Below are 13,422 nucleotides of genomic sequence, written 5' to 3'. Positions count from 1 at the left end.
AGCCGAGGCTCCCTTTTAACTATTTAACTATTTTGCTCAACCGTTATGATTCGGTCTGCTCTCTGGTGAGCGGCAGGACTTCACTGTCAGAGGTCGCGGTCGGTTTCTGACCGGTTTGACGCTCATAGCGACGTTCCCAGTACTCTGCTCCTTTGATTCCCAGTTTCACCGGGTTGAAGGTATATTGTTCGACACCGAGTTTCTGTTGTTCTTCATAATCGCTCAGGGCGGACATCGCCGGTTTATTGAGGAAGAAGATGATCAGAATCCCGATAATATTGAGCCACGCCATCAGACCCACACCGATATCCCCCATTGCCCACGCGAGGTTGGCGGTTTTCACCGAACCGTAGAACGTTGCACTGAGCAGGACAATCTTGAGTAAGAAGGTCAGTGCCTCAGAACTAAAGCGACGACAAATATAGGCGACGTTTGTTTCGGCGATATAGTAGTAGGCCAGAATGGTGGTAAATGCGAAGAAGAACAGCGCAATGGCGACAAAGGTTTTTCCGACCCCCGGCATCGCTTTTTCAATCGCAATCTGCGTAAATGCCGGGCTGTTTGCTGCCACATCGGCAGCCAGATGTTGCACGAGGAATGCCCCTTCAACAGCGCCGTGCACGTTGTAAGCACCGATAATCAGAATCATAAACGCAGTTGCGGAACAGACCAGCAGCGTATCAATATAAATAGAGAAAGACTGAACTAAACCTTGCTGCGCCGGGTGTTGTACATGCGCAGCGGCTGCCGCGTGAGGCCCGGTTCCCTGACCTGCTTCATTGGAGTAGACCCCGCGTTTGACACCCCAGCCAATCGCTGCACCGACACCTGCCATCGGCGTGAATGCATCCCCGATAATCAGACTGAAGACCTGTGGTACCTGACTGATATTGAGCAGGATAATTACGAAAGCGGTAATAATGTATGCAAGTGCCATAAAAGGGACGACAATCTGAGTGAAACTTGCAATACGTTTAACGCCACCGAAAATAATGAAAGCCATCAGAATGGAAATGATAGTCCCGGTCAGGATTTTCGCCATACTGAATGTACCGATTGCAGTCTCAACCATCTCGCCGCTGCCGAAAGCTGATTCGATGGCATTACCGATACTGTTTGACTGAACGCCCGGTAGCAGCACACCACACGCAATGATGGTGGCAACCGCAAAAATCATCGCATACCATTTTTGGCCCATCGCTTTTTCGATGTAGTAAGCCGGACCACCGCGAAACTCACCGTTATCTTCTTCTTTATAGATTTGAGCCAGTGTTGACTCGGCATAAGCTGTCGCTGCTCCGAGGAAGGCGACAACCCACATCCAGAAGACTGCGCCCGGACCACCGAAACCGATGGCGGCTGCAACCCCGGCAATATTCCCGGTTCCGACTCGCCCGGAAAGCGACACGGCCAAAGCCTGAAAGGAAGAAATCCCCTTCGTTGACGTTTTGGCCGAAAAGAGTAAGCGGCACATTTCTGCAAAGTGACGTACCTGAACAAAGCGAGTCAGGATCGAATAGAAAAGTCCGGCGCCAAGGCATAGATAAATCAGTGCCGTGCTCCAGATGATCCCATTCAAAAAATCAACAAGTGACTGCATAGTTATTTTTCCTGTATTTGAGTGTTGTTGTGTGTCATTGAGGGATAGTTGTGTTTGCAATATATTCATCTCAATGTAAATCAAATGTTAATATATATGACTTTCTAATGCTATCTATTTTTAAAACGATGTTAAATTTTGATTTGTGCCAATAATTTGAATATATATTTCTAATTAAAATGAACAATGTAGATAGTTGTGTCATTTTTGGCTTTATTTATAGAATAATAAATAGCTGATGTTTTTTGGGTATTTTCAGCGAGATGTGATTTGTGAATAAAATATGTTGATATTTTATTCTGCACCCGGTCGGTATAAAGGTCAGAACTGAGTGGGAATGGTTAAATTTTAAACATGTTTGTGGGGTGGGGATGTTTCCGGTGTGGTATTGAACGTGAAACAGTATTTTGGTTAAAAATGCTACAAAGATGGTCAACGGCCGATTGACCATCTTTGCGAACAATCGTGATTTACAAGCTATCAATCACACTCAATGCCCGGAATTCATCAAAAGCGAACTGGTCGGTCATACCACTGATGTAATCTTGAATCAGCCGCACCCGAAAGTAATATTCCCAGCTGTCTTCATCCACCGAATAGCCACCGGGAAAACGCCCGGCTTGAATGGCTCTCATCGCATTTTCGTAGGCCCGCAGATGTTTGTTCGGCAGTTTTTTATACAAACGAGCGGGAAAGAGTGGCAGTTTGCTCTCACCGCTGGCAATCGCTTCAAACTGAGCTCGGCTCAGTTCCAGTAATGGTTTATAGAAGTCGAGCAGGCCGGTGATAATCTGATAGCCTTGCAGCTCCCGGGCTTCCACTTCTTTATCACAGAAAGCATGTTTTTTGGCGACGTTTTTCAGCGTCTCGACCAGCACATGTTCGGTGCTGTTGTCTTCAATCAGCGCACGGTCGAGATTGCCGTGGTAAATGGCCTCGATATTGTGAATAAACTGCTCGGCAGCATGTTTCGGCAGGCGTTTGCTGATTTCGACCCGTAAGGTAATAAAGAAGTGACTCACCGCGCAGTTATTGGCACGAGTGGCACTAGCGAGTGACGTCTCAACAATGCTATCCATCGTGTCTTGATCAGCATGCGGATAGTCTGCTTGTCGCAGACGTTGATACTCGGCTTTCAGTGCGGCACTGGTCAGTTCGATATCTATAATGCCTTTCTCGACGGCATCCTCAATATCAGCGACACCATATGAGATATCATCGGCTGCTTCCATAATATAAGAGAATGGCGCGCGATTGCCTTTTTCCAGAGAAAGAGAGCCGTACAGTTTATCGATAAAGATCTCTTCACTCAGATAGTAGCCGACCTTCTTTTTCAGATATTGCAGTTCACCGGCAGCAAACTGATGACCTTCAGCCTGCAATGTCTTCGGGCTTAACTCATCGCCACGACGGGTATATTTGAGGATCGCTGAGATCTGTGTGTAGGTGAGGTTCAGGCTGAGAATCGAATGGACCAGACGGACGGCCTGAGCATTGCCTTCAAATTCGGTGAGATCCCGCTGCAATGGCTCAGACAGCGGGACTGCTGCGGCTTTCGAGGGAATATACTGGTGGAACCAATCATTGATTGCCTGCTCTCCGAAATGGCCAAAGGGCGGGTTGCCGACATCATGCATCAGGCACGCCATTTCCACGATCGATTCAAAGTGGCGTTCCAGCGATTCAAGCCCGTAGCGTTCTGCATCTCGCCCCAGCATCTTATAAATTTGCTGCACGATATGACGCCCGACTTGCTGTACTTCCATCGAATGGGTCAGGCGACTCCGGACTGAGGAGTTGCGTTCCAGCGGAAAAACCTGCGTTTTTTGTTGCAAGCGCCGAATTGCTGCGGAATTGATGATCCGGCCGCGATCACTTTCAAAGCAGGATAACGGCGGGATTTTCCCGTTATGGTTATATGGAATGATACTTGCTTCTTTGCCGTTATTTTGGTCATAAAGGCGGTTGGCTCTGAATCTAGCTCTGAAATCGATCGACATAACTGACTCGTTCCATCTGTGTCACACGGGTGCTTGCTATTTAAAACAATTTTTTAACGGATGAAAACAGATTCTTATGATTATCATGACTTATCTGCGTCTGAAAACGTTATTTATGACTGGGTTTGAATAAATTTACTGTAGGAACTGAGTTGTCCGTTAATATACTCGATGCCGCAGTGAATATTATGTTCCGTACAACCGACGACTTGATACTCAATAATAAACTCACCACTGATCACCTTCATAAATAAGAAGCCATTTACCACTTTCCACAGACCGCGTAGTGCTTTGTCACTGAATAAATCCTGTTCGGTCAATGTTCCGTTCGGCAACAAACATAGGCTTGAAGACGCTCCCTCAACGTTTACTTTGACCCACGGTTGATGGTGCACCTCATAAGTGAGGAGCTTGCGGCGTTTTTTAAGCCAGTGTTTGAGCTCCTGTGCTTGGGTCGGTGACAGCGTTGGTAAGTCTTCCATGTCTAGTAGTGTGTGATACTTCTCATACCAGAACAGTTGTAGGTGGAGTAATTTCATCAAATTGCGAGCGAGATCAGTGTTATATGCACAAGTGTTCACCTTGCGATAACCAAAGAAAGAAGTCAATTTTTCCGGTTAAACTTTTTGTGCAGCGTATTTTTTCTCATCAAGCGCTCTTTTGATTAAGAGACGAATCGGTTTTATGCAGAGACAGACAGCACGGACAGACACCGATGTGCCTGTCCGAACCGTTATCAGTGGGGTGAATGGCCGGGAACCGTAGATTGTGGAAAGAGCGGTGGCAGGTTTGCCACCATGCAGGCTTGGTTGAGACGTTGCTGGGCGGTGTGAATATTGTCTTGCCAGCGCTCATCCTGAGCCCACATTTCGAGTACCAACGGCACCACGCAGTCGAGCTGTTTGAGGGTGCTGAATACCGCTGAAAAATCAACGTCACCTTCACCGATCACCAGATCGCGGAACTGTCCCGGATAACCCGGTCTGACCGGATGCGTGTCTTTAAGATGAATCTGCGTGATATGCGGTAAGCTCAACGCAAGTTCCGTGCAGACGTCGTAATTCCAACCACTGATGTTACCGACATCCGGATAAGCAGTGAAATAGGGGGAGTGCACCGCGCGATTCAGCACTTCAAATTTACTCAGCGCATTGAGATACGGCGTATCCATAATTTCTACCGCTAGCATGACCCCGGCACGTTCTGCCAATTTTGCCGCGCGCTTCATCCCTGCCACAAAATAGGCATGAGTTTGTGCACTGGTGGGTTCGTAATAAACATCATATCCCGCGAGTTGAATCACCCGGATGCCCAATTTATAAGCCAGTGTGATGGCTTTTTCCAGATGCAGATCCGCTTGTTGACGAACCTCCGGATCCAGCGAACCGAATGGGAACTTTCGGTGGGCACTCAGGCACATCGAATGCAGCGGTACCTGAAGTTGCTCACACAAATGACGCAAGCCATAAATGGTATCGTTATCCCAGTCGAGCCGACTACGCCGCTCGTCCGATTCATCAATCGAAATTTCAAGGAAATCGAATCCCAATGCGCGCGTCGTCGTGAGTTTCTCTTCCCATGTCATGTTGGCTGGCAGGGCTTTCTCATACAGGCCGGTCCGGTGACGTTGTACATGTTGGTACATCCGCTTACCCCCAGAAACGTTCTATCTGTCCTTTCAGCGCGGCTGCCGTTTCGCGGCCTTGCGCTCCGGCCAGCGCCCGGCCGGCAATGAAGGTCTTCGCTTTGATTCCCTCAAACAGATAAAGATCATCCGGAACGATGCCGCCGGTGATTGAGAGTTCCAGTCCTAAATCTGACAACTGACGCATCTTATCCAGATCGTCCGGTGTCCAGCCGACACCCGCCAGCTCTGCATCGCGCGAGCGGTGATAAATTGCCTGAGTAATCCCCAAGTCAACCCATGATTTAGCGTCAGCCATTGTCCAGTTGCCATAAATTTCGATCTGAATTTCACCGTTGAACTCATCCGCGACTTTTTTACAGGCATCGATGGTTGCGATGTGAGCCGCAGCGGAAACGGTGATCCAGTTTGCTCCGGCCTCAAATGCCATTCGGGCCAGAATCGCACCCCCATCGGTGGTTTTCATATCGCAAACCAGCAGATGATCCGGATGATTGTGGCGCAGCGTTCTGACGGCATTCATGCCTTCGGCAAAAGCCAGAATGGTACCGACCTCAATCACATCGACAAAACTTTCGACACGGCGTGCCACTTCAATGGCTGAGGTCAGGTCGGTTTGGTCTAAAGCAATTTGAATCATGGGTAGGGTCATGAGATTTATCCTTGAATTTTCTGTCGTATGAGATGGGCAATGCCATCGCTGTTATTATCGGTTTGACAGATCTGTTGCGCGTGAGATTTGACGGTGTCGTCAGCATTCCTCATTGCCACGCCTAAGCCGGCATAGGTCAGCATTGAAATGTCATTGTGGTTATCACCGATCGCAATGACGTGATTGGCGTCATATCCCAGATTGGCGACATATTCGGCCAGTCGTTTGCCTTTGCTGTTGCCTTTGGCGGCGAAATCGATGCGATTTGACCAAGAGAATTCACCGTTGAATATCTCTTTCACCCAAGGGTGTTCCGAGAGCCGTTCGACGGAGCTTGGCACCCCTTCGACAACGAATTTCCACACATGATCTGCCTGTTCTACCAATTGGTGAAATGAATCAATCCGATGAATCTGAGGACGGATAGATTCCGGGAATTGGCTGGCCCATTTTTCGAGTGCTTCCATATAAACAATCGGATTATGTTTGGCATAGTTCATCGTATTGGTGACGTACAGGACCATTTTCATTTGGTATTGTGTCGCGAGATCGATGAACTTCCGCGCATCGTCTTTGGCAATCGCGTCGTATTGCAGGACGGTGTCGTTCTGATAGTCATAGACATACGTGCCGTTGCAGCAAATGATCGGTGTATTCAGCCCCAGTTCGAGATAATAGGGTTTTGCTGCGGTATGGTGACGACCGGTGACAATCACGACGTGGCACTGTTGTTGTGCAGCGTGAATCGCCTGTTTCACTTCAGGGTGAATGGTGTGGTCGTCCGTGAGTACGGTTCCGTCTAAGTCTAATGCAAGCACTTTATACATGTAAGATTACCTTTGTCCGTAGTAAGCATTTACACCGTGTTTACGCAGGTAATGTTTGTCAGAGAGCTCCTGTTGGATGGTGATCCCCTGATTTAAAGATCGTGTCGCAATCGCCATCGCAGCAACTTCTTCTAACACCACCGCGTGATGTACGGCGTCGTTTGCATCGGCCCCCCATGAAAATGGTGCATGTCCTGCGACAATCACACTGGGGACAGACATCGGTTCAATATGGCGCATGTGAAACGTTTCGACAATCACCAATCCGGTATTCTTTTCATACATATTGATGATTTCATCACCGGACAGCCGACGAGTGCAGGGGATATCGCCGTAAAAATAATCGGCATGGGTTGTTCCGAGTGCCGGAATATCCTGTTCAGCCTGCGCCCAGATCGTGGCATGACGTGAATGGGTATGAACAATTCCGCCAACTTGCGGAAAAGCCTGATAAATTTCCAGATGTGTGGCGGTATCACTCGACGGGCTGAGGGTGCCTTCGACCCGATTCCCGGCCAGATCGACAATCACAATGTCATCAACGGTCATGGTCTCGTATGCCACACCGGATGGTTTGATTGCCACCACACCGGCAGCGCGATCAATCTGAGAGACGTTGCCCCAAGTAAAGGTTACCAGCCCATAACGTGGCAGTTTCAGGTTGGCGTCCAGAACTTGCTGCTTTAACGATTGGAATGAATCTGACGGTACTGACATGGTGGTTCCTTAAGCTGACGCTTTCGCCAGTGCTGTATCAATGACTTGCAGCACATCTTCTTGGCAACGGCAACGACGGAGTTTGTCGAGATCCACACCGGTTTCGCTCTCGTCGTCATCTAATATCTGAGTGACTTCCATCAGCCCTTCCATATGTTCGTCAGAGCTACTGCCGGCCAGCGTGATCAGTACATCAACCGGTTCATCTTCTCCGACAAAGTAGATGGGTTTTTCCAGCGTGACTAACGCAAAAGCGGTGCGTACCACGCCATTTTCCGGCCGGGCATGCGGCATTGCCAGCTGAGGGGCAATCACAATATAAGGGCCGAGCGTTTCGACGCTGCTGATAATTGCATCATGGTAAGACGGCAGAATTGCCCCCGATGCGATCAGCAGGTCGGTGCCGATTTTGATCGCCTCACGCCAGTCTGAGGCCGATGCTTGTAACCGGATTGAATCGTTATCGATAAGTGACTGTTTCAGTCCCATAATCATCTCCGTGAGGGCCGTCCTTTGACTGAGATAGGTGGAAAGGACAGGCCCGTAGTCATAGTGAAATGTTCAATGTTTCATGTGGTCGATCGTCAACTTGACTGATGACCGGCAAAGTTCTTATTGATGATCTCCAGCAGCTCATCACCGAAAGAATTGGGATTGAGCATGTTCTGTACGCCAAGGACAAACTTCCCTTCTCCCGGATCCATTTCAGAGGACAGGTGTCTGGATGAAACGATAATATCGGTGGTCGCCAGTTTGGATTTGTAGTCAGACACGGCACAGGAGTCCATGACATGCGGAATGCCTTTTTTCTCCAGATATTTGCCGATCTTCATTTTCATCATCATTGATGACCCCTGACCGTTACCGCAAACTGCCAGAATGCTGACCGGACGCTGTCCGTCATGTGTTTTCAGGGCTTGTTCTACGGCTTCGAGGACTTCGGGTTCTTCACTGATTTCAACCATACCCTGGGCATCTTCTTCAGCACGTAGCCGTTTGGCCGCGAAAAACATATAGAGGGCAGCCAACCCGATCAGCGCGAAGAAGAACAGTTTCGACATGGACAGACCTTGCATTATCGGAGGGAAAACCAAGGCCCAGTCAGCCATGCCCATCCAGCCATTGAACGCCACACCATGTTGACTGAATAAGTGGATTGCCCACGCCGACCCGACCACTTCAATGATGCCCATCACAAAGCAGATCTTCATCACCGCACGCCAGCCACCGAAATGGTTGGCAAAAACACCAATTGTGGCGTTGGAGAAGAACATCGGGATAAAGCCGGGAATAATCATGATTGGCGCATTGAAAGCGAGCATCGCCAGCACTGCGGTAAACTGGCCGATAGCACCCCACATAAAACCGAATACCATCGCATTGGGAGAAAAGGCATAGATAGCAGCACAGTCAATCGCGAGTACCGCATTGGGAATCACGCGTTCAGAAATGCCTTTGAAGGCCTCAGACAGTTCTGCTACGAACATCCGCACCCCGGCGACAATCACCTGAATGGCAACTGCGAATTTCAAACCGGTTTCAAGAATATAAATCGTCCAATGGGTTTTCCCGGCCATCGCTTGGAGGTTATCAAGGCCGAAAGAGAGTAGGATAATGCCGAAGAAAACCGTCATAACGATGGCTGTCGCAGCGATACTGTCGTGAAAAATGTGGAGCCAGCCGGGCAGTTTCAAGTGATCGACACTGTCATTCTTATCCCCGAGTTTGGGGGCAACTTTGGTGGCAATCCAAGAGGCGACTTGCTGTTGGTGACCAATCGAGAATCCGGCACCACCGGTGACCGCTTCTGTCGGCTTAAACATAATATTGGATGAGATACCCCAGTACAGTGCCATCAACACTGCTGAACAGATGATGGTTTCCCACATAGAGGCACCGGTGATCAGGTAAAAGACGGCGATCAGACCGGCCTGTTGGAACATAATATGCCCGGTTAGCATGATGGTGCGAATACCGGTATAACGGCGAAATAGCACCAACACAATATTAATGGCCAGTGCCAGTAATACCGCATAGCCGACCCATGAATACCTTTCGCCCATGACTTCCATCGTGGCCATCATCGTTGTATATGGATCAATCACCGAACCTGTCAGTCCGTGGTATTCCGAGAGTTTAGCGATCACTGGCTTAAAGCCTGCGACCAGTGTACCTGCACCGACCTGAACCAGCATAAAACCAACGATGGTTTTAATTGATCCTTTCAAAATGGTCGTTGCATCTCTTTTTAGCAACCAGTAACCGATGAGAGTAACCAAACCGAGGAGTAGCGGGGCTTTGGTCATCACTTGGCTGTAAAAAATATAGAAGATGTTATACAAGAACTCCATATCTTTACCCCTAGATATATTTGTATTTGTTGTTAGACGTAGGTCAGAGTGATTCCGTCATGTGATATGCAGGAATCGATTTGTTTTGCTCACGGAATAGACTTTAAAAAATCATTTGTAATCATTCAATGATTGTTTTTGATTGAATTGATTTATATCAATTTTATCCAACACCAAGTATGACAAATGCTACGCTGATCACTTGATATGATTTATTATTGTTTAAAAACAATGAGTTATTTTTTTGTCTTGTTTGGCGTTTAATTTTTCATCTGAATCATTTGACATCAATCGGGATGATTAATAGAATCAAAACAAATCAAATGTAATCACAAGTAATCACTCAGTGATGACGCTCAGTGATAAATAGGATGATGCTTATGAATGAAGTCCAGAGACATCATGGCATTCTGTCTTTGTTAGAAGAGAAACAATCGATCAATGTGTCTCATATTATCGACGCCTTTCACGTTTCTCCGGCAACCGCCCGACGCGATATCTCAAAACTTGATGAACTCGGTAAACTGAAGAAAGTGCGCAACGGGGCGGAACGGATTGTCGGCAAAAAGAAAAAGTGGACACCACTGAATATTGATAGCACCGAACACTATCGGGAGAAGTCTCTCATTGCGATGCGCGCTGCCGAACTTTGTCAACCGGGGGATAGCGTTGTTATTAACTGTGGTTCGACAGCATTCATGCTGGGGCAGCAGTTATGTGGGCAAGATGTACAAATCGTCACCAATTACTTTCCGCTGGCGAGCTATCTGATCCATGAGGATCATGAAGATGTCATCATTATCGGTGGTCAATACAATAAAGCGCAAAATATTTTCCTCAATCCGGCTCCGGATGCATTGGGCGGTTATGCGGGGCATTGGATGTTTACCAGTGGCAAAGGTCTGACGGAAAACGGGTTATATAAGGCTGATATGTTAACCGCTGTCGCAGAGCAGCAGATGCTGGAACAGATCGATAAACTGGTCGTGGTGGTTGACAGCTCCAAAGTCGGTCAGCGGACGGGCATGTTGTTCTGCCCGAGCAGCAAAATCGATATGGTGATTACCGGTAAAGATGCGCCGGCAAACGTTGTGAGTGCATTAGAAGCGCAGGGGACACAGGTCATACTGGTTTAGCCCGATCACGCGCTGAATCGATCATCGTTTTGAACGGATCATATTTTTAGGTGCTTGAACTTCGGTTCAAGCGCTTGGCTCCCTACATGCAAAATTTACAATAAATCAGAAATAAAAGGTGTTGTTATGAGCAAGGTAAACGAAATTACACGCGAATCGTGGATCCTCAATACGTTTCCTGAATGGGGAACTTGGCTCAATGAAGAGATTGAGCAAACCGTAGTTGAACCGAATACATTTTCAATGTGGTGGTTGGGATGCACCGGCATCTGGCTGAAAACCGAAGGTAATACCAATCTGTCGATTGATTTCTGGTGTGGCACCGGCAAACGGACTCAAAAAAATGCACTGATGAAGAATCAGCATCAGATGATGCGGATGGGTGGTGTGCGTGAATTACAGCCCAACTTGAGAACCTCTCCGTTTGTGCTGGATCCGTTTGCCATCAAAGAAATTGATGCGGTATTGGCTTCTCATGATCATGCCGATCATATCGATGTGAACGTGGCTGCGGCCGTGCTGCAAAATTGCGGTGAACATGTGAAGTTTATCGGCCCGCAAGCGTGTGTGAATTTATGGATCAGCTGGGGTGTCCCACAAGAGCGCTGTGTGGTTGCCAAAGTCGGTGATTGTATCGAGATCGGCGATGTGCGTATCAAAGTGCTGGACTCTTTTGACCGGACGGCCCTTGTCACCCTGCCGGAAGGCGTCTCATCTTATGACAAATCGATTCTGGACGGGATGGACGACCGGGCGGTGAATTACTTAATCGAAACAACCGGTGGTTCGGTCTATCACTCCGGTGATTCGCATTACTCAAACTACTATGCCAAACACGGTAACGAATACCAGATCGACGTCGCCTTACTTTCATACGGTGAGAATCCACGTGGTGTCACTGATAAAATGACGGCTTCCGATATTTTGCGCGCCGGTGAAGCGCTGGATTGCCAGGTGGTGGTGCCATTCCATCATGATATCTGGGCCAACTTCCAAAATGATCCGCGTGAAATTGAAGTGTTATGGCAGATGAAAAAAGAACGCTTACAGTACGGCTTTGCCCCATTCTTCTGGCAGGTCGGCGGTAAATATACCTATCCGACGGACAAAGGCCGGATGCATTATCAGCATTTCCGGGGCTTCCGCGATATCTTTACCGATGAACCCGAGTTACCGTATAAGGCGTTTTTATAATTTGCTGAATGAAGTCTATTTCCGCCCTGTTGCAGGGCAGAAATAGACCATATTCCATCAAATGTTATTCCTGAATTTTCGCATATAAAATTAGTGCGGATAAATGAACCCAGTTACAAGATGAAGTTGAAATGTCCTTATGTTCTCTTATATTTAATTTTTAATGATTATTTATAGCATGTGGTTTTTATTGTAAGTCATGATTGACGTGCCCGACTGCATGAGAGGGACATTGATTAGAATGGATAGGATTTATTATGCTGCAATTTTGGAAGGAAGCAGCTTTGTCGGCGGAGAATTATATCGAATACTCAGTGAACACCCCAATATAGCGGTAACCTTTGTCTCTTCTGAGTCACAAGCGGGTGAATTGGTTGAACGGTATAATGACCGGTTTCGTTACCAGCGTGATCAGCCAATGCTCCGTTATTTACCTTTGGATGAGTTAAATGACCACTATGATCTGATTTTCTCCTGCCTGCCTCAGGAGCAATTATCGGCACGCCTACCTTATCTCAACCAACATAGCACATGGATACTGAATCTCAGTGGCGGAGACGGATTTCGGTCGATGGACAGCAATGGCATCTTTACGCTGCAATCATCGGCAGACTTAGCCGACAATCTCCGCTGCCAGTTTTTTATCCCGGAACTGACAGCACCAGATCCATCAGTATCGATGATCCACATCCCCGGAGGGATTGCAGCGGCGGCTATCTACGCATTATATCCGCTGATTCGCAATCACATGATTTCAGGCGATATTGTGATTGAAGCGAAGCTCGGTTCAACGTTTAATGAAGATATTTCCGCAGCCGTATATGCAGAGCGACTGAATAACTTTGGTTTACATGACGCTTTTCATCACGCGCAGTTACCTGAAATTGAAACTCTGAAACAATATACCAATGAACCGTTGGAGATTATTTTTTCTGCATTCGATCTGGATATTCTGCGTGGTGTGTATATCACTGCCTATAGCACTCTGAATGACGGATTTACCTTTAAAGATGTAAAACGCACATATTTTTCTACCTACAAAGACACGCCCTTTATTTATTATCTCATCAATGGCCAGACACCGATGTTAAAAACAGTTTGTGGCACCAACAATGCGGAAGTGTCTACAGTTGTGAAACAGAACAAGTGCCTCTCTATCTGCTCTCTTGATAATCTGGTCAAAGGTGCTGCCGGTCAGGCAGTTCAGGCTGCAAATCTATATCTGGGCATCAAGTTGTCTGCCGGTCTGGACTACCTGAGTTATATGCCGTGGCCGTAACGGTTCTTTTCCGGCTTTAAC

General features: G+C 47.6%; 12 protein-coding genes. 3 read left to right on the top strand and 9 right to left on the bottom strand.

Annotated elements, in window-relative coordinates; genetic code table 11:
- Window positions 1-43 precede the first annotated feature (43 nt).
- From AC55NX_RS15840 to AC55NX_RS15800, 9 genes are all read right to left on the bottom strand, one after another.
- Complete coding sequence (locus tag AC55NX_RS15840; protein WP_496996604.1) at window positions 44-1,600, bottom strand: alanine/glycine:cation symporter family protein; 1,557 nt, start codon at window positions 1,598-1,600, stop codon at window positions 44-46.
- A gap of 470 nt (window positions 1,601-2,070) precedes the next feature.
- Window positions 2,071-3,600: a dGTPase gene (gene dgt, locus AC55NX_RS15835; protein WP_496996603.1), complete on the bottom strand. Its 1,530-nt coding sequence runs from the start codon at window positions 3,598-3,600 to the stop codon at window positions 2,071-2,073.
- Between the two features lie 113 nt (window positions 3,601-3,713).
- Entirely contained in the window at window positions 3,714-4,139 is a 426-nt protein-coding gene (locus AC55NX_RS15830) for a hypothetical protein (protein ID WP_496996602.1), read from the bottom strand.
- Between the two features lie 197 nt (window positions 4,140-4,336).
- Entirely contained in the window at window positions 4,337-5,245 is a 909-nt protein-coding gene (locus tag AC55NX_RS15825; protein ID WP_496996601.1) for an L-ribulose-5-phosphate 3-epimerase, read from the bottom strand.
- 4 nt (window positions 5,246-5,249) lie between these two features.
- Window positions 5,250-5,897, bottom strand: a complete 648-nt coding sequence (locus AC55NX_RS15820) for a 3-keto-L-gulonate-6-phosphate decarboxylase UlaD (protein WP_496996600.1) — start codon at window positions 5,895-5,897, stop codon at window positions 5,250-5,252.
- A 5-nt stretch (window positions 5,898-5,902) separates the two neighbouring features.
- A complete protein-coding gene (locus tag AC55NX_RS15815) occupies window positions 5,903-6,724 on the bottom strand; it encodes a Cof-type HAD-IIB family hydrolase (RefSeq protein ID WP_496996599.1) in 822 nt (273 codons plus the stop codon).
- Window positions 6,725-6,730: 6 nt separating this feature from the next.
- A complete protein-coding gene (locus tag AC55NX_RS15810) occupies window positions 6,731-7,441 on the bottom strand; it encodes an L-ribulose-5-phosphate 4-epimerase (protein ID WP_496996598.1) in 711 nt (236 codons plus the stop codon).
- A 9-nt stretch (window positions 7,442-7,450) separates the two neighbouring features.
- Window positions 7,451-7,930, bottom strand: a complete 480-nt coding sequence (locus AC55NX_RS15805; RefSeq protein ID WP_496996597.1) for a PTS sugar transporter subunit IIA — start codon at window positions 7,928-7,930, stop codon at window positions 7,451-7,453.
- A gap of 95 nt (window positions 7,931-8,025) precedes the next feature.
- Window positions 8,026-9,792: a PTS ascorbate-specific subunit IIBC gene (locus AC55NX_RS15800; protein WP_496996596.1), complete on the bottom strand. Its 1,767-nt coding sequence runs from the start codon at window positions 9,790-9,792 to the stop codon at window positions 8,026-8,028.
- Window positions 9,793-10,172: 380 nt separating this feature from the next.
- Between AC55NX_RS15800 and ulaR the strand changes: the two genes are divergently transcribed.
- From ulaR to AC55NX_RS15785, 3 genes are all read left to right on the top strand, one after another.
- Window positions 10,173-10,928 (top strand): HTH-type transcriptional regulator UlaR, encoded by a 756-nt coding sequence (gene ulaR / locus AC55NX_RS15795; RefSeq protein ID WP_496996595.1) that lies wholly within the window; start codon window positions 10,173-10,175, stop codon window positions 10,926-10,928.
- A 126-nt stretch (window positions 10,929-11,054) separates the two neighbouring features.
- On the top strand, window positions 11,055-12,122 hold the full coding sequence (ulaG, locus tag AC55NX_RS15790; RefSeq protein WP_059120142.1) for an L-ascorbate 6-phosphate lactonase: 1,068 nt from the start codon (window positions 11,055-11,057) through the stop codon (window positions 12,120-12,122).
- Window positions 12,123-12,363: 241 nt separating this feature from the next.
- Window positions 12,364-13,401, top strand: a complete 1,038-nt coding sequence (locus AC55NX_RS15785; protein WP_496996594.1) for a hypothetical protein — start codon at window positions 12,364-12,366, stop codon at window positions 13,399-13,401.
- Window positions 13,402-13,422 lie beyond the last annotated feature (21 nt).

The organism is Vibrio rubrogenes, from assembly GCF_059641415.1.
The sequence above is the reverse complement of the archived record's forward strand: the minus strand, read 5'-3'. Positions and strand labels throughout refer to the sequence as shown.

Coding starts and splice junctions, on each gene's coding strand:
- ulaG (WP_059120142.1), top strand. CDS start 11,055: ATGAGCAAGGTAAACGAAATTACACGCGAATCGTGGATCCTCAATACG.
- AC55NX_RS15840 (WP_496996604.1), bottom strand. CDS start 1,600: ATGCAGTCACTTGTTGATTTTTTGAATGGGATCATCTGGAGCACGGCA.
- AC55NX_RS15815 (WP_496996599.1), bottom strand. CDS start 6,724: ATGTATAAAGTGCTTGCATTAGACTTAGACGGAACCGTACTCACGGAC.
- AC55NX_RS15830 (WP_496996602.1), bottom strand. CDS start 4,139: ATGAAATTACTCCACCTACAACTGTTCTGGTATGAGAAGTATCACACA.
- AC55NX_RS15820 (WP_496996600.1), bottom strand. CDS start 5,897: ATGACCCTACCCATGATTCAAATTGCTTTAGACCAAACCGACCTGACC.
- AC55NX_RS15785 (WP_496996594.1), top strand. CDS start 12,364: ATGGATAGGATTTATTATGCTGCAATTTTGGAAGGAAGCAGCTTTGTC.
- AC55NX_RS15810 (WP_496996598.1), bottom strand. CDS start 7,441: ATGTCAGTACCGTCAGATTCATTCCAATCGTTAAAGCAGCAAGTTCTG.
- AC55NX_RS15825 (WP_496996601.1), bottom strand. CDS start 5,245: ATGTACCAACATGTACAACGTCACCGGACCGGCCTGTATGAGAAAGCC.
- AC55NX_RS15800 (WP_496996596.1), bottom strand. CDS start 9,792: ATGGAGTTCTTGTATAACATCTTCTATATTTTTTACAGCCAAGTGATG.
- dgt (WP_496996603.1), bottom strand. CDS start 3,600: ATGTCGATCGATTTCAGAGCTAGATTCAGAGCCAACCGCCTTTATGAC.
- ulaR (WP_496996595.1), top strand. CDS start 10,173: ATGAATGAAGTCCAGAGACATCATGGCATTCTGTCTTTGTTAGAAGAG.
- AC55NX_RS15805 (WP_496996597.1), bottom strand. CDS start 7,930: ATGGGACTGAAACAGTCACTTATCGATAACGATTCAATCCGGTTACAA.